The sequence below is a fragment of the Billgrantia antri genome (genome assembly GCF_019430905.1).
In the GTDB taxonomy this organism is placed as follows: Bacteria; Pseudomonadota; Gammaproteobacteria; order Pseudomonadales; family Halomonadaceae; genus Halomonas; species Halomonas antri.
Map to the genome: position 1 here is coordinate 56,308 of NZ_JAHYCA010000001.1, position 16,610 is coordinate 72,917.

A 16,610-nucleotide genomic window follows, 5' to 3' on the forward strand; every position below is an offset into this window, starting at 1 on the left:
CATGCCTCGCCCCACCCGGCCCCGGCGCGACACTCGCTTACGCAACCGCCTATTCTGGATCACCGTAACCGCCGCCATCGTGATCGGCCTGTGGCTGGTGCGTGGATGAGCCTGCTCGACCTCTTCTTCGCCACCCTTGAGATCACCTTGCCGGTTTTCGCCATGGTCTTTCTCGGTCTGGGCCTCAAGCGTCTGGGCTGGATCGATCATGCCTTCGTAACGACCGCCTCGCAGTTGGTTTTCCGCGCCACCATGCCGACGCTGATCTTCCTCAGCATCATCAAGGCCGACCTGGACGCCACGCTGAATCCCGGCATGCTGGGATACTTCGCCCTGGCCACGCTGGCCAGCTTCCTGCTCAGTTGGGGCTGGGCCATCCTGCGCGTGCCCCATGCCGAGCGGGGCGTCTACGTGCAGGGCGCCTTTCGCGGCAACTGCGGCATCGTCGGCCTGGCGCTGGCCGCCGGCATGTACGGCGACTACGGGCTCTCTGCCGGCGGGCTGCTGCTCGGCGTGGTGATCCTCACCTACAATGCCTTCTCGGTTGTCGTGCTCGCCACCTACCAGAAGGGCAAGCGCACCAACTGGCGCAGCATCGCCGGCCACATTCTGCGCAACCCGCTGATCCTGGCCGTGGTGGTCGCCGTGCCGGTGGCCGCCCTGGAACTTCGCCTTCCCGGCTGGCTGATGACCTCGGGGCAATACTTCGCCTCGCTGACCCTGCCGCTGGCATTGATCTGCATCGGCGCCACCCTGTCGCTGGGCTCGATCCGGGCCTCGGGCCGGTTGGCAACCGGCGCCAGCCTGATCAAGATGGTCAGCCTGCCGCTGGGCGCCACCCTGGGCGCCTGGCTGTTCGGCTTCGAGGGGCGCGAGCTGGGGGTGCTGTTCCTGTTCTTCGCCAGTCCCACCGCCGCGGCCAGCTTCGTGATGGTCAAGGCCATGGGCGGCAACGCCGCGCTGGCGGCCAACATCATCGCGTTGACCACGCTGCTGGCCAGCCTGACCGTCACCGGCGGCGTGTTCGCGCTGAAGGTGATCGGCTGGATTTGAGGCTCAGCCGGGCTTCGATCACCCTGGCTCAGCGAATGTCAGCGGGTGCCCTGAAACGCAGCAGCCTGGCGCAACCCGCCGCCCAGACTTCGCCCTCGAGTTCGGCCACGGCGGCCGTGGGAAAGCCTAGACCGCGAAGCGCCCTGCCCTCCGTCAGCAGCTCGGCGAGCAGCCCTACCAAGGGCATGTGGCTGACCAGCACGATGGGCGTATCGCTGGCATGGGCAATCAGCCAGTCGCATACCGCCGCCGGCGAGTCGTCGGGTGTGATGAGTGGCAACACCTCGGCTTCGATACCCAGCGCCTCGGCCACCGGCGAAGCCGTCTGACGCGCCCTCACGAAGGGGCTGGTATAGAGTCGGGCACCTGCCAGCGCCTGCCGACCGAACCAGCCGGCCATGCGTTCGGCCTCGGCCTGTCCGCGGGTGGTCAGCTCGCGCTCACTGTCTGGATGCCCTGCAGCCGCCTCGCCGTGGCGCATGATAAAGAGTTGCGCCGTCATGCCCCGCCCTCATCCGCCTCGATTCGGCGATGAGCCTGTTGCACGGCTTCGCGTGGCAGGACGAACTCCACGTCGCTGCTTTGCTCGCCGCGCATCAGCATGCGCGCCATCTCGCGCGCCGGCACACCTTCGAACAGGACCTGGTAGAGCCCCTCGGCCAGCGGCATGTAAACACCATCCGCACGTGCCTTGTCACGCACCAGACGCACCGTATTGACACCCTCGGCGACCTGACCCAATGCCTCGACGGCCTCGTCCAGCCCCTTGCCCTGGCCCAGGGCGTAACCGACCCGGTAGTTACGCGACAGCTGCGACGAGCAGGTCACGATCAGGTCGCCCACCCCGGCCAGCCCGAGGAAGGTCATGGGATTGGCGCCCAGGCTGACGGCGAAGCGGCCCATCTCGGCCAGCGCCCGGGTCATCAGCATGCTGCGGGTGTTCTCGCCCATGCCCAGGGCCGCGGCCATGCCGGCAGCAATGGCATAGATGTTCTTGAGCGCTCCGCCCAGCTCGACGCCATAGCGGTCGTTGCTGGCATAGACGCGGAAATAGTCGCAGCCCAGCGCCTGTTGCACCCGGGTGCGTGTCAGCGCATCGTCGCTGGCCACCACGGTGGCGGTGAGCTGTTTCTGGGCGATCTCGGTGGCCAGGTTGGGCCCCGAGATCACGCCGATATGGGTGAAGCCCGTTTCCTCCTCGAGGATCTGGCTCATCAACTTGAAGCCCTCTTCCTGGATCCCCTTGGTGGTGCTCACCAGAATCTGGTCGGGATGGAGCCAGGGCCGGGCCTGGCGCACCACGTCACGGAAGGCCTTGGAGGGAATCGCCACCAGTACCAGCTCGGCGCCTTCGAGCGCTTCCTCCATGTTGCTGAATGCCCGCACTGCCGGGTTGATGGCATAGTCCGGCAGGTAGCGCGGGTTGCGGTGTTCGCGGTCGATCTGTGCCGCCAGCTCGGGGTCGCGCAGCCACTGGCTTACCCTGGCGCCATTGTCGGCGGCGATGCTCGCCAGCGCGGTGCCGAAGCTGCCGCCGCCCAGTACTGCTACCCGCATGGGATCGTCTGACATGTCTGCCCCGTGAATCGAACGAAGTCTCAGGAGATTCCGTCAAGAGTGTAACGAAGAATGCCCCCTTGCGGGGGCATGTCTCGTCATTGGACGGCGGGCCCAAGCCCGGACTGCCTCAATCGATCTGCGACAGCAGCGAGTCGATGCTCTGCCGGGCATCGCCGTAGAACATGCGCGTGTTCTCCTTGAAGAACAGCGGGTTCTCGATGCCCGAATAGCCGGTACCCTGGCCGCGCTTGCAGACGAATACCTGCTTGGCCTCCCACACCTTGAGCACCGGCATGCCGGCGATGGGGCTGTTGGGATCCTCCTGGGCAGCAGGGTTGACGATGTCGTTGGAGCCGATGACGATCACCACGTCGGTGCTGGCGAAGTCGTCGTTGATCTCGTCCATCTCCAGCACGATATCATAGGGCACCCGGGCCTCGGCCAGCAGCACGTTCATGTGGCCCGGCAAGCGCCCCGCTACCGGGTGGATACCGAAGCGAACCTCCTTGCCCGCCGAGCGCAGCTTGCGCACCAGCTCGCTCACCGCGTTCTGGGCCTGGGCCACGGCCATGCCGTAGCCCGGCACGATGATCACGCTGTCGGCATCGTTGAGCGCGCTCGCCACCCCGCCGGCATCGATCGCCACCTGCTCGCCCTCGATCTCGGCCGCCGGTCCCTGGGTGCCGCCGAAGCCACCGAGGATGACGTTGACGAAATTGCGGTTCATCGCCTTGCACATGATGTACGACAGAATGGCACCGGAAGAGCCCACCAGTGCGCCGGTGACGATCAGCAGGTCGTTGGAGAGCGTGAAGCCGATGGCCGCCGCGGCCCAGCCGGAGTAGCTGTTGAGCATCGACACCACCACGGGCATGTCGGCGCCGCCGATGCCCATGATCAGGTGGTAACCGATGAAGAAGGCCAGCGCGGCGATCAGCAGCAGTGTCCAGAAGCCGGCGCCGTTGAGGTAGAGGATGGCCAGCAGCAGCGAAAGCGCGGCCGCCCCAGCGTTGAGCAGGTGGCCACCGGGCAATTGCTTCGGCTTGCCGTCGACCTTGCCGGCGAGCTTGCCGAAGGCAATCACAGAGCCGGTAAAGGTCACCGCGCCGATGAATACGCCCAATACCACCTCGATCTGCAGGAACATCAGCTCATCCGGGGCCTTGGTGGCGACGAGCGCGGCGAAGGCCGAGAACTGCTCGGCGCCCGCATCGAGGGCCCGGGCCGCCAGCACGCGGCGCCGCTCGAGGTCCGCGCTCCAGGCCACGAACACCGCGGCCAGGCCGACGAAGCTGTGCAGCGCCGCCACCAGCTGCGGCATCTCGGTCATCTCGACCTTCTTGGCCACGTAGGCGCCGACTACCGCGCCGACGATCACCATCGGAATCATCAGCCAGTAGGCGCCGATCCCCGGCCCGAAGGCGGTGAAGAAGACCGCCACGGCCATGCCGACGATGCCGTACCACACGGCCCGCTTGGCCTTTTCCTGATTGCTCAGCCCTCCCAGGGAAAGGACGAACAGTACGCTTGCCGCTATCGCCGCGGCAGACACGAATCCTTGACTCAGCATGTGTTGTCTCCGCGCTTACGATTTCTGGAACATGGCGAGCATCCGGCGTGTCACCAGGAAGCCGCCCACGATATTGATGGTGGCGATCAGCACCGAGATGGCCGCCATCAGCACGACGAGCCAGTTCCCGGAGCCGATCTGCAGTACCGCCCCGAGCACGATGATCCCCGAGATGGCATTGGTCACCGCCATCAGCGGCGTATGCAGCGAGTGGCTGACGTTCCAGATCACTTGGAAGCCGACGAAGCAGGCCAGCACGAAGACGATGAAGTGCTGCATGAAGGAGGCAGGCGCCACCTGGCCGAGCACCAGCATCAGCAGACCACCGGCACCCAGCAGGGTCGCCTGGCGCTTGGTCTGCGCCTTGAAGGCAGCATGTTCGGCCGCTCGCCGCTCCTCGGGAGTGGGCTCCTTCTCCTTGGGCTTGGGCTTCGCCGCGGCGATCGCCTTGACCTTGGGCGGCGGCGGCGGAAAGGTGATCTCGCCCTGGTGCGTCACCGTGGCGCCACGGATGACGTCGTCCTCCATGTCATGGACGATGCTGCCGTCCTTCTCCGGTGTGAGGTCGGTGAGCATGTGACGGATGTTAGTGGCATACAGCAGCGAGGCTTGCGTCGCCATGCGCGAGGGGAAGTCGGTATAGCCGACCACCACGACGCCGTTGTCGCTGACGATCCGCTCGTCCGGTACGGTCAGGTCGCAGTTGCCGCCCTTTTCGGCGGCCAGGTCGACGATCACCGAGCCGGGCTTCATCGCCTTGACCATGTCCTCGAGCCACAGCTTGGGCGCCGGCCGCCCCGGGATCAGGGCAGTAGTGATGACGATGTCGACCTCGGGCGCCTGCTCACGGAACAGCGCCAGTTGCTTCTCGCGGAACTCGGGGCTGGAAGGCGCCGCGTAGCCGCCGGTGCCGGAACCGTCCTGATTCTCCTCGAAGTCGAGGAACAGGAACTCGGCACCCATGGACTCGATCTGTTCGGCCACCTCGGGGCGCACGTCGAAGGCACGCACCACCGCCCCCAGGCTGGTCGCGGTGCCGATGGCGGCAAGCCCCGCCACGCCGGCACCGACGATGAGCACCTTGGCCGGAGGCACCTTGCCGGCGGCGGTGACCTGGCCGGTGAAGAAACGGCCGAATTGATTGCCCGCCTCGATCACCGCGCGATAGCCGGCGATATTGGCCATCGAGGAGAGGGCATCCATCTTCTGGGCCCGCGAAATACGCGGCACCATGTCCATGGCGACCACAGTCGCGCCCTTGGCCCGGCAGCGCTCCAGCAGGGCCTCGTTCTGCGCCGGCCAGAAGAAGGCGATCAGGGTCTGGCCTTCGCGCAGGAGGTCGGCTTCTTCATCCGTGGGCTCGCGTACCTTGATCACGACCTCGGCCTCGCGCCACAGCGCCTCGGCGCTCTCCACCACCGTGACACCGGCGGCGCGATAGGCGTCGTCATCGAAACCGGCGGCGATACCGGCCCCGGATTCGATCAAGCATTCGTGTCCTAGCTTCTTGATGAACTGCGCACTGTCAGGGGTCAGCGCGACACGCGCCTCTCCTTTGGCGAGCTCCTTGGGTGCACCAATCTTCACGTTGGATCTCCCTTATGGTTATAGAAAGGTCGAATAGGGCAAACAGTTATTCATACCTGACCATGCCGCGATGCACAACCGCTGCGCAGCTTTTCCAACACCTTCGAATGTAAAACTATGCAGCTGAAATATCGGAAAAAAATGAACGATGACGTTGACGTCAAAGATACATGGCGGGACGCATATGGACATGAACAAGCCGCCTGCAGGCGGCTTGAAAACGCGTAGGCATGCGGCCATCAAGCGACGGGCCTCGCCGTGACGACGCCCGTCGTACGCCCTAGGTTGTCAGCAGCGTATTGAGCCGCTTGACGTAGGCTGCGGGGTCGTCGAGGTGGCCACCCTCGGCGATGATCGCCTGGTCGAGCAGTACCTGGGCCAAATCGGCGAAGCGCTCGCCTTCGGCGCCCTCGAGCCGCTCGACCAGCGCATGGGTCGGGTTGAGTTCGAGTATCGGCTTGACCTCCGGCATCTTCTGGCCGGCGGCTTCCATGATGCGGCGCATCTGGAAGCCCATCTCATGCTCCGGCAACACCACGCAGGCAGGAGAATCGGTCAGTCGATGGGTCACCTTGACCTCCTGCACGGCGTCGCCCAGCGCTTCCTTGACGCGCTTGACCAGCGATTCCTTGGCCTTGGCGGTCTCCTCCTGGGCCTTCTTCTCTTCCTCGCCCTCGATCTCGCCGAGGTCGAGCTCGCCCTTGGCCACGTCGACGAAGCGCTTGCCCTCGAACTCGTTCAGGTGGCTCATCAGCCACTCGTCGATGCGGTCGTGGAGCAGCAGCACCTCGATGCCCTTCTTGCGGAAGATCTCCAGATGCGGGCTCGACTTCGCCGCGTTGAAGCCGTCGGCGACGATGTAGTAGATCTTCTCCTGGCCCTCCTTCATGCGCGAGACGTAGTCGGCCAGCGACTGATCCTGGGTGGCGCTGTCGGTGTGGGTGGTGGAGAAGCGCAGCAGTGCGGCGATCTTCTCGCGATTGGCGAAGTCCTCGGCCGGGCCCTCCTTCAGCACGCTGCCGAAGGTGTTCCAGAAGGTCTGGTAGGCCTCCTGGTCCTTGGCCAGCTTCTTGAGCATGTCCAGCGCCCGCTTGGTCAGCGCGCCCTTGATCTTCTCGACCTTGGGGTCCTGCTGCAGCAGTTCGCGGGAGACGTTGAGCGACAGCTCGCGGGTGTCGAGCACGCCCTTGATGAAGCGCAGGTAGAGTGGCAGGAACTGCTCGGCGTCGTCCATGATGAAGACACGCTGGACGTAGAGCTTGACTCCGCGGGAGCCATCGCGCTCATAGAGGTCGAAGGGCGCGCGCCCCGGTACATAGAGCAGACTGGTGTACTCGAGCTTGCCCTCGACCTTGTTGTGGCTCCAGGTCAGGGGATCGCTGAAGTCGTGGGCCACGTGCTTGTAGAAGGCCTTGTACTCGTCGTCGGAAACCTCGCTCTTGGGCCGCACCCACAGCGCGGTGGCCTCGTTGACGGTTTCCCAGGTGGTGACCTCGCTGCCTTCGATCTCGTTGCCTTCGTCGTCCTTGGCCGTCTCGACCTTCGGCATGCGCACCGGCACTTCGATATGGTCGGAGTACTTTCGCACCAGACTGCGCAGGCGGAAGTCGTCGGCGAACTCCTTGGCTTCCTTCTTCAGGTGCAGGACGATCTCGGTGCCGTGTGCCTCGCGCTCGAGGTCGGCGACGGTAAACTCGCCCTCGCCCTTCGAGCGCCATTCGACACCCTCGCTCTTGTCGCTGCCCGCCTTGCGGGTACGCACCGTGACTTCGTCGGCGACGATGAAGCTGGAGTAGAACCCCACCCCGAACTGGCCGATCAGCCGCGCATCCTTCTGCTGCTCGCCGGAGAGCTGCTTGAGGAACTCGGCGGTGCCGCTGCGAGCAATGGTGCCCAGGTTCTGGATCACCTCGTCACGGCTCATGCCGATGCCGTTGTCGCGCACGGTGACGGTGCCAGCCTTTTCGTCATGCTCGATCTCGATGCGCAGCTCGCTGTCGCCTTCGTACAGCGCATCGTTGTCGAGCGCGGCATAGCGCAACTTGTCGCAGGCGTCGGCGGCGTTGGAAATCAGCTCGCGCAGGAAGATCTCCCGATTGGAATACAGGGAGTGGATCATCAGGTGCAGCAGCTGCTTCACCTCGGTCTGGAAGCCGAGGGTTTCCTCGTGAGCGGTCGTGGACATGGATCGGTTACCTCATGGCTTGAACCCGCGGCGGCGCATGACGCGACGCCGTTTTTGAACTGTTCAGCGATATGGGGGCCGGCTCCAGGTTTTCAAGCGTCGCTTGGTTCCGGCACCCCCAGGACCAGATGCAGGCGAGCCGTGGCCACCGGTTGATCCTCCGATTCCTGCCAGGCCGTGACCTGCACGTTGGCCAGGCGCCGCCCTTCGCGCAGCAGGCGACATCGCGCAAAGGTCGGCACGACGCGCGCCGTGCGCAGATAATCGATGGAGAAATCGACGATGCGTGGCAGTCGCGGCTCGCGCGCGGATAGCATGAGGTCCAGCGTACCTGCGGTTTCCATGAAGGCGGCCACCACGCCGCCATGCAACGCCGGCAGCAGAATATTGCCGATATTGTGCTGGTGCGGCTCGAGGCGAAAGACAAGGCCATCGCCACCGGCGTCGGGGCTCGCCGTAACGCCGATGTGGCGGGCATAGGGCAGCCGTTCGAGCCAGGCAGCCACGTCCCCCTGGGCCCGGGTTCTGGCCAGCCAGGCCGCGTCGTGGAAGCCCTCAGTCATGATTCACCTCCTCGAATAGCGCCTCGGCGAAGCCTTCCGGCGTATTGCGCTCGCCCAGACGGACGAAATTGCCGATGCCGCGGGCAACGGTGCATCCCGGCTCCTGCCATACCCTCCCCTCGGTGAAGACCATCGAGGCCGTGACCTGCAGCACCCGAGCCTCGACCCAGATCGGCTTGCCGGCCACTGCCGGGCGGTAGTGGTCGACGCGCAGGTCCAGGGTCGGGCAGACCTCGGGGCGCGGCAGGCCGCAGAGCACCGCCGAGCCGCAAGCCGTATCGAGTAGCAGGCTCAGCACACCGCCATGAACGAGTCCGCGCTCGACGTCGCCGAGCAGGTCGTCGCGCCACGGTTGGCACATGGTCACCGTCGGCGGAGCGACGGAAACGACCTCGAGACCCAATTCTCGAGTGTGCGGTATCACAGTCACGAAGCGCGCCAGGGCGGCACGCCACTCATCCACGGTGGGGGAAGGTACGTCGGGCATCTCGCGGCCTCACACAAGTCCAGGGGCAGGAATCAAACGAGCGTATCAAAACTCCCCCTCGTCGTCCCCCTCTTCCATGACGGGAAAACCTCGCCAGCCGCGGTACGCGTCCAGGCTGCGATCGACCTTTGTCAGCAGCCAGCCGACGACGACCATGTCATCGACGACTCCGAGCAGAAGCAGCCAGTCGGGAATCAGATCCAACGGCGAGACGAGATAGGCCAGCGCCGCCAGCATCCAACCGAAGGCCGGCCACGGCGGTGGCCGGTAGCGGCCCTTCACCACGTCGCCACACATGGGCACGAACAGCTTGAGCGCGCGTGTAATCCGTCCCAATGCCCGCGAGCGTCGGCGCAGCCGACCCACGATATTCCACGGTTTCACTTCGTACTCCTCGATTCTCCGTAATCGCCAGTGAGCCCCTTCACCATAGGCGTTCCCCGGCACGACACCTACCTCGTAGTTCCGCTGATTTAGTGCGACACTACTCCCATCGTGCCTGCTGACCATCTCACCACCCATGCCGCCCGCGAACCGAACGAGGTCGTTACCATGTCGCCGATGCTCACCTTGAGGCAATGCCTGAGGCACTGCCGCTTCCTGGTCGCCACCTCCTTTCTCTGCCTGCCGCTGGTCGGCCAGGCCGATGACGCTGCCATGCGCGAAGCGCTAGAAGCCGCACGCCTTCATCAGTGGCAGCGTATCGACGAGGCCGCCATCAGCGGCCATGTGCTAGAGGGTTATGTCGAGTATCACCGCCTGCGCAGCCGCCTGCCACAGGCCGAGCCGGGCCAGATCCTGGAATTCATCGAGCGTCATCGTGGGGCGCCCGTCGCCGACTGGATGCGCGGCCAGGCGATCGCCCGCTATGGCGCCGCCGGCCGTTACGGCAGTCTGCTCGCCGTGGCCGACGGCGAGCCCAGCGGTACCGAGCGTCAATGCTACTACTACACGGCGCTGCTCGGCAGCGACCCCCAGGCCGCGGCCGAAGGGGGACGCGCCCTGTGGCGCGTCGGCCGCTCGCAGCCGGATGCCTGCGACACCCTTTTCGACCACCTGCGCGCCAGCGGCGAGATCAGCGAGTTCGATATCTGGGAGCGCATGATGCTGGCCTGGGAGCAGGGCGAGAGCGGTCTCGTCAGTTACCTGGGTCGACTGCTCGGCAGCCGCTGGCAGGAGGGCCGCGACGCCGTGGAGCGACTGCAGCGCAGCTATGCCGACATCACCCGGATTCCTACCTGCATCGGACCCGAATGCCGCGGCAGCGGACCACTCTTCGTTGCCGCCATGCAGGGGTTCATTCGTGCCGACACCGAGGCCGCCATGGAGGCCTGGCGCAAGATCGCACCACACCTGCCGATCGAACAGGACCATCGCCACGCCATCGAGGAAGAACTCGCCTTCTACTCGCTGGTGCGTAACGTCGAACACAACCTGGGCTGGGTCGACGAGGCCTTGCCGCGGATCGGCACCGCACGCGTGCTTGAACTGCGCATCCGCCACGCGCTGACCCAGCGCGACTGGAACGACGTGCTGCGCTGGGTCGAGCATCTGCCCGAGGATGTCGCCGCCGACAGTCGCTGGCAGTACTGGAAGGCTCGCGCCAACGAGCAGTTGGGTAACCAGGAGCTAGCCGAGGTGGCCTATGCGCGAGCAGCACAGGAACGCAACTTCTTCGGCTTTGCCGCTGCCGATCGTATCGGGCGTCCCTACTCGCTGAACCTGGAACGCAGCACCTTCAATGACGATTTCCGCGATCAGGTAGCCCAGTGGCCTACGGTACAGCGCACCGAGGCGTTGCTGCGCATCGGCGAGGAGGGGCTGGCCAACAGCGAGTGGCTGCATGCCGCGACCAACGCCACGCCACGCGAAGTCAGAGCGTTGGCCGACTATGCCGCGCATCGCGGCTGGCACGCACGACTGGTGCAGACCACCATCGCTGCCGAGCTCTGGGATGCGCTGGACTGGCGCTTCCCGGAGGCCTACCGCGAGCATTTCCTGCACTGGGGACAGCAGACCGGCGTGGATCCTTACCTGCTGATGGGCATCGCCCGGCGAGAGAGCGCCTACAATCCGGAGGCGCTGTCGCCGGCCGGCGCCCGCGGCCTGATGCAGCTCATGCTGGGCACCGCCTCACTGCTCAGCCGCCAGCTCGGCATCCGCGACCCCGGGCCGTACGGTGTGCTCGACCCCGAACTCAACATCCGCCTTGGCAGCACCTACATTCGCGACATGACCCACCGCTACCGCGGCAACCGCCTGGCCGCAGCGGCGGCCTACAACGCCGGCCCCGGCCGGGTGGACCGCTGGCTGCGCGACGCACCGGAAGAGTTCGACCTGTTCGTCGAGTCGATCCCCTTCCGCGAGACCCGCGACTACGTGCAGGCGGTGCTCTCCTACCGGGTCATTTTCGAGAGCCTGGCCAACGGCGGCAGCAGCGAAGGCGTGGCGATGCTCAGCCAGGCGGAGAAGACAATGCGCTACGATGCCTCGCTGCTCGCCAGCAACTGACACTCTTCTCAGCCAGGCTGGCGCTCCAGTGCCAGCCTGATGCCGAACAGTATCAACACGGTGCCGGTCGCTCCGTTCAGCGTGCGGGCGAAGCGCCGGCTGCCAAACCAGCGCCCGGCGCTGCCCACCATGAACACGATGGCGATCTGCCACAGGTTGGCGATCACGAAGTGGACCCCGGCAAGCCACAGCGATTTGAGCAGTGCCGGGTCGGTCGGCGCAATGAACTGGGGCAGGAAGGCCATGTAGAAGACTATCGTCTTGGGGTTGAGCACGTTGGAAAGCAGCCCCTCGCGCAGCGGGCGCCACAGCGGAACGGCCTGACGCTCGCTCTGCATCGCATCTACCGGCAATCCCCTGCCGCGCCAGGCTGACACCAGGCCGTTTATGCCCAGCCAGATCAAGTAGGCAGCCCCTGCCAGCTTGAGCGCGTTGAACGCCCAAGCCGACTGCAGCAGGATCAGCGAGATGCCCAGCGCCGAGATGGTGGCATGCACGAACAGGCCGCAGCAGATCGAAAGGCTCGTGATCACACCATCGCGCACCCCGCCGCGGGTGGTATTGCGTATGACCAGCAGGGTATCGACCCCTGGGCTCATCGACAGCAGGGTAATGGCGATCAGAAAGGGCCAGAACTGAGCATCCAGCATGAGGGACCTCCGGTTGAGTAGGGGCATGACAGACCCGGCATGGCGAGCGCCTGAGCACCGCGAGGTTGACGGTGTGCCATATGAAGTATTGCCAATTTAAGACGACGGATTCGCTGGACGCTCGGTTTTTTTCTAACTACAGTGGATTGAGCGGAAGGCACGGGTGACGTTGCTTCCGCGGCGTTGGTCAGCAAGTGGAAAGTCGTCCCGTCGTATGTCGAGCCTTTCGATGCACCCGAAGCGCACTTTTCCCCTCTAGCCCACGCAGTTTGGGCCCGGTATCGCCGGTGCCCGGCACGATCAATCAGTAAGTAAGGAAAATCGACAATGGCAACTGGCACTGTCAAGTGGTTCAACGATACCAAGGGCTACGGCTTCATCTCTCCGGACGACGGCGGTGATGACCTGTTCGCGCATTTCTCCGAGATTCAGGCTGAAGGCTTCAAGACCCTGCAGGACGGTCAGAAGGTGACCTTCGACGTGACCCAGGGCAAGAAAGGCCTTCAGGCCTCCAACATTCGGGTTTCCAACTGAGGCTTCCCCCTCGGTAGACCCGGTGCCGGGTATAGTAGAATGACTCGGCGAAGCGCCGAAAGGCCCACTCGAGAGAGTGGGCCTTTTTCCTTGCTGCACGAGTAGGCGATGGCGCCAGCAAGGCCTAGGTCCCCGAACCGGGCTCGTCCTGTGACCGGTTCTCGGGCTGGGACTCCTTCTCGCTGCCTGCCTCGGCCTGCTGCTCGGACTCGATTCTGGGCAGGCCGCTGCTCGGCTCACTCTTCTCCGCCTCTTCGAACTGCCGGTCGAGCTCGCGCTGCGCCTCCTCGAAGCGCCGCTCGGTCTCTTCGAGCCAGGCGTCGACATCGGACTGAGATACCTCGCCGGAGCGCTCCGCCTCTCGCTCTATGTCAGAGACCGCGCTTTCTTCGCCACTCTCCATCGGCTCGAGTTCGGGCCGACTCTGCTCCGCCTCTTTGAACTGCTGGTCGATCTTGCGCTGGGCCTCCTCGAAACGCCGCTCGGTGTCCTCGAGAATCGCCTCGATGTCATCGCGGGTCGGCTCTCCCGGGAGCGCGCCGCCCTCTTCCAGGGTCTCGTCAGGGGTTTCAGCCAGCGTCTCGGCGCCAACTTCCTCCTCGTCGCCAGGCGCAGGCTCGTCCGCCGCCGATGACTCCGCATCCTCCGAGGGCGGCGAGGCCGCGGACTCGTTCGCGGTGACTTCTTCTTCGGACTCGGGCTCGGGCGCAGGCGCTGTCTCGGTCGGGGGCTCGCCATCCTGGGCTGGCGCTGACGCTTCCTCGCCGTCGTCGCCACAGCCCGCGAGCAGCAGGGCAAGGGTCAAGGCCGCGGCGGCCGGGATCCAGGGTGTCTTGGCCATCGGTTTTCTCCCATCCATATGAGACCCGCAAAGGGGCTTATTCCAGCAGAGCCCGACGAGCGCTGCAAGCCGCCGGGGCAGTCACCCTACTGCTTGGACACCAAGCGGGGAAAACGATCCATTCCCGCTCTCATTCAGAGCGGCCAGCGGTAACGGACAGCCTAACAACCAAGCCACGGCCCGCAGCGGGTCCGCCTGCTCGGGATGGACGAGGCCAGGTCACCTAGCGCCTTGGCCAGGGCAGCACCTCCGATCAGCAGCCTGGCAAGCGCGACCACCGCTACGGCGGCAGCGAACATGCCCAACACGGCGACGATGAGCAGCACGACCAGCCACAGGGTGAGGCGTTTCGCGCGCGCCTGGGCGCCAAAGAAATCCATCGCCATGTGCCGTCAGAAGTTGATGCGCGGTGCCGCCTGAATATTGGCGCTGTCGTCAAACTCCAGCAGCGCCGCGTCCGGGCTATGTCCCAGTGGCCCCGCCAGCAGCACCGGCGGGAAACTCTGCTTGTAGGTGTTGTACTGCATGACCGCGTCGTTGAAGGCCTGACGGGCAAAGGCGACACGGTTCTCGGTGCTGATCAACGTCTCGGAGAGCTGGCGCATGTTGTCGGAGGCCTTCAGATCCGGATAAGCCTCCATTACGACATTGAGGCGCCCCAGGGCAGCCCCGAGCGCTCCCTCGGCACCGGCGAGCTCGGCCATGGCACCGGGCTCGCCCGGCCGGGCGGCGGCCGATTTCAGCCCACTCAGGGCGACGTTGCGCGCCTCGATCACAGCGGTGAGGGTGTCGCGCTCGTGAGCCATGTAGGCCCTGGCGGTTTCGACCAGATTGGGAATCAGGTCGTAGCGGCGCTTGAGCTGCACCTCGATTTGGGCAAAGGCGTTCTGATAGCGGTTCTTCAGCGCCACCAAGCGGTTGTAGATGCTGACGGCATAGATAACCATCAGCACCAACACGACCAGTAGCACGATTGTCGTGAGTTGCATGTTATCTCCTCGTTGCCGGCGCCGGGCGACGACTCCGCCAGTGCCATTTGGGCAGCAAACTTTTACACTCAGCCTCGGACACATTATCAGAGCATTGGGGTTAGATGATCGACGCCGCCTACATAATTGCCGCTTTTCTCGGTGGCGTAGCCGCCATGCTCGTGCGCCTGCCGCCGCTCGTCGGATTCCTGGCGGCCGGTTTCGTCCTCAATATGCTGGGCTACGAGTCGACGCCACTGCTCACCACGATCGCCGACATCGGCGTGACCCTACTGCTGTTCAGCATTGGCTTGAAGCTCAACGTACGCCAGTTGCTCAAGAGTGAGGTGTGGGGCAGCGCCTCGTTACACATGCTCGGCTCCAGCCTGCTCTTCGTCCTCGTCCTCGGCGCGCTCAAGTGGCTGGGCCTGGGACTACTGGAGAAAACCAGCGCAGCCACACTGCTGATGCTGGGCTTCGCCCTCTCTTTTTCCAGCACGGTGTTCGTGGTCAAGGTGCTCGAGAAGCGCAGCGAGACCCAATCCGCACATGGCCGCCTGGCCATCGGCGTGCTGATCATGCAGGACGTGTTCGCCGTGGTGTTCATCTCGGCCTCGAGTGGCGAGCTGCCGAGCCCCTGGGCCCTCGGCTTGGTCCTGCTCATCCCGCTGGCCCCGCTTCTGCGCCAGACCCTGGACCGCTTCGGACACGGCGAGATGCAGATGCTGTTCGGCATGTTCCTGGCGCTGGTCCTGGGCTATGGCCTGTTCGACTTGCTGGGGCTCAAGGGCGACCTTGGTGCTCTGATCGTCGGCCTGCTGCTGGCGCCACACCCTGCCGCCGGCAACCTCTCACGCTCGATGTTCAACCTGAAGGAGCTGCTGTTGGTGGGCTTCTTCCTGAGCATCGGCTTTACCAGCACGCCGACTTGGGAGATGCTCGGTCTGGCGCTGCTGCTGGTGATTGCCCTGCCGTTGAAGAGCCTGCTCTACCAGGCGGTCTTCATGGTCTTTCCGATGCGTCACCGCACTTCGCTGCTGGCCACGCTGGCGCTCACCAATTACTCCGAGTTTGGCTTGATCGTGGGCGCCCTGGCCGTCGCCACCGGCTGGCTGACAGCAGAATGGCTGGTCGTGCTGTCACTGGCGGTCGCTCTGAGCTTCGCCTGCTCCGCCGTGCTCAACGCGGTCAGCGAAAGCGCCTACCGTCGCCTGGAAGCGCTCTTGCCCACGGCACCGGCAGAGGCGTTGCCGACCCGCGAGCGGCCGATAGAGATAGGCGATGCCCAGGCGGTGGTGCTCGGCATGGGGCGAATCGGCCGCAGCGTCTACCGTCGGCTGCGCAAGCACTATGGCCTCAGGGTGCTGGGCATCGACAGCAACCCCAAGACCGTCACTGAGCTGAGCGAGCGCGACTTCAACCTGCTCGAAGGGGATGCGGTCGATTCAGAATTCTGGGATAAGTTGCTGATGTCGAGCGAGGTGCAGATGGTGGTCCTGGCCATGCCGCATCACTCGGGCAACCTCTTCGCCCTGCAGCAGCTCCGCAACCGGCAGTTTCCAGGTCGCATCACCGCCGTCGTCGAGTATCCCGAGGAGATCGAACCGATACGCGAGTTGGGGGCAAATGCGGTCTTTCATGTCTACGACGAGGCGGGGCGAGCCCTGGCAGACAGCGCCGCCGAAACCGCCGGCGTCGCGCCTGTGGCGCAGCAGATCGGCTGAAACGAGCTTCATCCATTGACGCGAGATTGTACATGCAAGATTTCTTTTCCTGGCTGGGCAAGACCCTGGGCGAGATCATCCGCTTCGTGGTCGACCTGCTGCTCGTCTTCTTCCAGAACCTGGGCGCCTCCGCCCGCGGCTTCTTCGACGGCCTGGCCAGCTCGCTTGGCATACCTGCCACCGTGGTCAGCCTGGCGGTGCTGCTGCTCGGGCTGTGGCTGCTCTATCTCGCCCTGCGTGCCCTGCTGCGCCGCAGCCTGTTCGCCACGCTGATCTGGGCGGTGCTCGGCGTGACGGTGCTTAGTTGGTTGATCTATTAAGCCCAGACAAAACGAAATGCCGCCCTTGGGGCGGCATTTCGTTTGATACAAGGAAAG

At 64.8% G+C, this 16,610-nt stretch carries 17 protein-coding genes; 5 read left to right on the forward strand and 12 right to left on the reverse strand.

Annotation, left to right across the window (positions count from 1 at the left end):
- The first annotated feature begins 105 nt into the window (after window positions 1–105).
- Window positions 106–1,053, forward strand: a complete 948-nt coding sequence (locus tag KPL81_RS00260; protein WP_209473429.1) for an AEC family transporter — start codon at window positions 106–108, stop codon at window positions 1,051–1,053.
- Window positions 1,054–1,081: 28 nt separating this feature from the next.
- Here the strand turns inward: KPL81_RS00260 and sixA are convergent, their stop codons facing one another.
- The 8 genes from sixA to KPL81_RS00300 all read right to left on the reverse strand — a co-directional run bounded on the left by sixA (window position 1,082) and on the right by KPL81_RS00300 (window position 9,389).
- Window positions 1,082–1,555 carry a phosphohistidine phosphatase SixA gene (gene sixA / locus KPL81_RS00265; protein WP_209473430.1) on the reverse strand — a complete coding sequence of 158 codons (474 nt, stop codon included), beginning with the start codon at window positions 1,553–1,555 and terminating at the stop codon, window positions 1,082–1,084.
- A complete protein-coding gene (locus KPL81_RS00270; protein WP_209473431.1) occupies window positions 1,552–2,625 on the reverse strand; it encodes an NAD(P)H-dependent glycerol-3-phosphate dehydrogenase in 1,074 nt (357 codons plus the stop codon). Before KPL81_RS00270 ends, sixA begins: the two co-directional genes overlap by 4 nt.
- Window positions 2,626–2,740: 115 nt before the next feature.
- Entirely contained in the window at window positions 2,741–4,183 is a 1,443-nt protein-coding gene (locus tag KPL81_RS00275) for an NAD(P)(+) transhydrogenase (Re/Si-specific) subunit beta (protein ID WP_219790230.1), read from the reverse strand.
- A 15-nt stretch (window positions 4,184–4,198) separates the two neighbouring features.
- Entirely contained in the window at window positions 4,199–5,770 is a 1,572-nt protein-coding gene (locus KPL81_RS00280; RefSeq protein ID WP_209473433.1) for a Re/Si-specific NAD(P)(+) transhydrogenase subunit alpha, read from the reverse strand.
- A gap of 280 nt (window positions 5,771–6,050) precedes the next feature.
- Window positions 6,051–7,955: a molecular chaperone HtpG gene (gene htpG / locus KPL81_RS00285; RefSeq protein ID WP_209473434.1), complete on the reverse strand. Its 1,905-nt coding sequence runs from the start codon at window positions 7,953–7,955 to the stop codon at window positions 6,051–6,053.
- 92 nt (window positions 7,956–8,047) lie between these two features.
- Window positions 8,048–8,518, reverse strand: a complete 471-nt coding sequence (locus KPL81_RS00290) for a PaaI family thioesterase (protein WP_219790231.1) — start codon at window positions 8,516–8,518, stop codon at window positions 8,048–8,050.
- The gene (locus tag KPL81_RS00295; protein ID WP_219790232.1) at window positions 8,511–9,005 is read right to left on the reverse strand and encodes a PaaI family thioesterase; all 495 of its coding nucleotides are present in this window, start codon (window positions 9,003–9,005) and stop codon (window positions 8,511–8,513) included. Before KPL81_RS00295 ends, KPL81_RS00290 begins: the two co-directional genes overlap by 8 nt.
- Window positions 9,006–9,050: 45 nt before the next feature.
- On the reverse strand, window positions 9,051–9,389 hold the full coding sequence (locus KPL81_RS00300; protein ID WP_338035577.1) for a YkvA family protein: 339 nt from the start codon (window positions 9,387–9,389) through the stop codon (window positions 9,051–9,053).
- A gap of 168 nt (window positions 9,390–9,557) precedes the next feature.
- Between KPL81_RS00300 and KPL81_RS00305 the strand changes: the two genes are divergently transcribed.
- A complete protein-coding gene (locus KPL81_RS00305; protein ID WP_422674091.1) occupies window positions 9,558–11,516 on the forward strand; it encodes a transglycosylase SLT domain-containing protein in 1,959 nt (652 codons plus the stop codon).
- Window positions 11,517–11,524: 8 nt separating this feature from the next.
- Here KPL81_RS00305 and KPL81_RS00310 read toward each other — a convergent pair whose 3' ends face one another.
- Complete coding sequence (locus tag KPL81_RS00310) at window positions 11,525–12,166, reverse strand: LysE family translocator (protein ID WP_209473437.1); 642 nt, start codon at window positions 12,164–12,166, stop codon at window positions 11,525–11,527.
- A gap of 327 nt (window positions 12,167–12,493) precedes the next feature.
- On the opposite strand from KPL81_RS00310, the gene KPL81_RS00315 reads away from it, so the two are divergent.
- A complete protein-coding gene (locus tag KPL81_RS00315) occupies window positions 12,494–12,700 on the forward strand; it encodes a cold-shock protein (protein WP_111413787.1) in 207 nt (68 codons plus the stop codon).
- Between the two features lie 124 nt (window positions 12,701–12,824).
- On the opposite strand, the gene KPL81_RS00320 is transcribed toward KPL81_RS00315, so the two are convergent.
- The 3 genes from KPL81_RS00320 to KPL81_RS00330 form a co-directional block, all read right to left on the reverse strand.
- Window positions 12,825–13,541, reverse strand: a complete 717-nt coding sequence (locus KPL81_RS00320; protein ID WP_219790233.1) for a prolipoprotein diacylglyceryl transferase — start codon at window positions 13,539–13,541, stop codon at window positions 12,825–12,827.
- 161 nt (window positions 13,542–13,702) lie between these two features.
- Window positions 13,703–13,927, reverse strand: coding sequence for a hypothetical protein (locus tag KPL81_RS00325; RefSeq protein WP_219790234.1), 225 nt, complete (start codon window positions 13,925–13,927; stop codon window positions 13,703–13,705).
- A 6-nt stretch (window positions 13,928–13,933) separates the two neighbouring features.
- A complete protein-coding gene (locus KPL81_RS00330) occupies window positions 13,934–14,530 on the reverse strand; it encodes a LemA family protein (RefSeq protein ID WP_219790235.1) in 597 nt (198 codons plus the stop codon).
- A 104-nt stretch (window positions 14,531–14,634) separates the two neighbouring features.
- Here KPL81_RS00330 and KPL81_RS00335 point away from each other — a divergent pair, with 104 nt between their 5' ends.
- Together KPL81_RS00335 and KPL81_RS00340 are read left to right on the forward strand one after the other, a co-directional pair.
- Window positions 14,635–16,233, forward strand: a complete 1,599-nt coding sequence (locus KPL81_RS00335; protein WP_209473441.1) for a cation:proton antiporter family protein — start codon at window positions 14,635–14,637, stop codon at window positions 16,231–16,233.
- 32 nt (window positions 16,234–16,265) lie between these two features.
- Window positions 16,266–16,553, forward strand: coding sequence for a hypothetical protein (locus tag KPL81_RS00340; RefSeq protein WP_209473442.1), 288 nt, complete (start codon window positions 16,266–16,268; stop codon window positions 16,551–16,553).
- Window positions 16,554–16,610: the final 57 nt, after the last annotated feature.

Bases quoted from the DNA above. Each gene is read 5' to 3' on its own strand.
- sixA (WP_209473430.1), bottom strand. From the start codon at position 1,555: ATGACGGCGCAACTCTTTATCATGCGCCACGGCGAGGCGGCTGCAGGG.
- KPL81_RS00330 (WP_219790235.1), bottom strand. From the start codon at position 14,530: ATGCAACTCACGACAATCGTGCTACTGGTCGTGTTGGTGCTGATGGTT.
- KPL81_RS00290 (WP_219790231.1), bottom strand. From the start codon at position 8,518: ATGACTGAGGGCTTCCACGACGCGGCCTGGCTGGCCAGAACCCGGGCC.
- KPL81_RS00325 (WP_219790234.1), bottom strand. From the start codon at position 13,927: ATGGCGATGGATTTCTTTGGCGCCCAGGCGCGCGCGAAACGCCTCACC.
- KPL81_RS00295 (WP_219790232.1), bottom strand. From the start codon at position 9,005: ATGCCCGACGTACCTTCCCCCACCGTGGATGAGTGGCGTGCCGCCCTG.
- KPL81_RS00315 (WP_111413787.1), top strand. From the start codon at position 12,494: ATGGCAACTGGCACTGTCAAGTGGTTCAACGATACCAAGGGCTACGGC.
- KPL81_RS00275 (WP_219790230.1), bottom strand. From the start codon at position 4,183: ATGCTGAGTCAAGGATTCGTGTCTGCCGCGGCGATAGCGGCAAGCGTA.
- KPL81_RS00320 (WP_219790233.1), bottom strand. From the start codon at position 13,541: ATGGCCAAGACACCCTGGATCCCGGCCGCCGCGGCCTTGACCCTTGCC.
- KPL81_RS00310 (WP_209473437.1), bottom strand. From the start codon at position 12,166: ATGCTGGATGCTCAGTTCTGGCCCTTTCTGATCGCCATTACCCTGCTG.
- htpG (WP_209473434.1), bottom strand. From the start codon at position 7,955: ATGTCCACGACCGCTCACGAGGAAACCCTCGGCTTCCAGACCGAGGTG.
- KPL81_RS00335 (WP_209473441.1), top strand. From the start codon at position 14,635: ATGATCGACGCCGCCTACATAATTGCCGCTTTTCTCGGTGGCGTAGCC.
- KPL81_RS00270 (WP_209473431.1), bottom strand. From the start codon at position 2,625: ATGTCAGACGATCCCATGCGGGTAGCAGTACTGGGCGGCGGCAGCTTC.
- KPL81_RS00340 (WP_209473442.1), top strand. From the start codon at position 16,266: ATGCAAGATTTCTTTTCCTGGCTGGGCAAGACCCTGGGCGAGATCATC.
- KPL81_RS00260 (WP_209473429.1), top strand. From the start codon at position 106: ATGAGCCTGCTCGACCTCTTCTTCGCCACCCTTGAGATCACCTTGCCG.
- KPL81_RS00305 (WP_422674091.1), top strand. From the start codon at position 9,558: ATGTCGCCGATGCTCACCTTGAGGCAATGCCTGAGGCACTGCCGCTTC.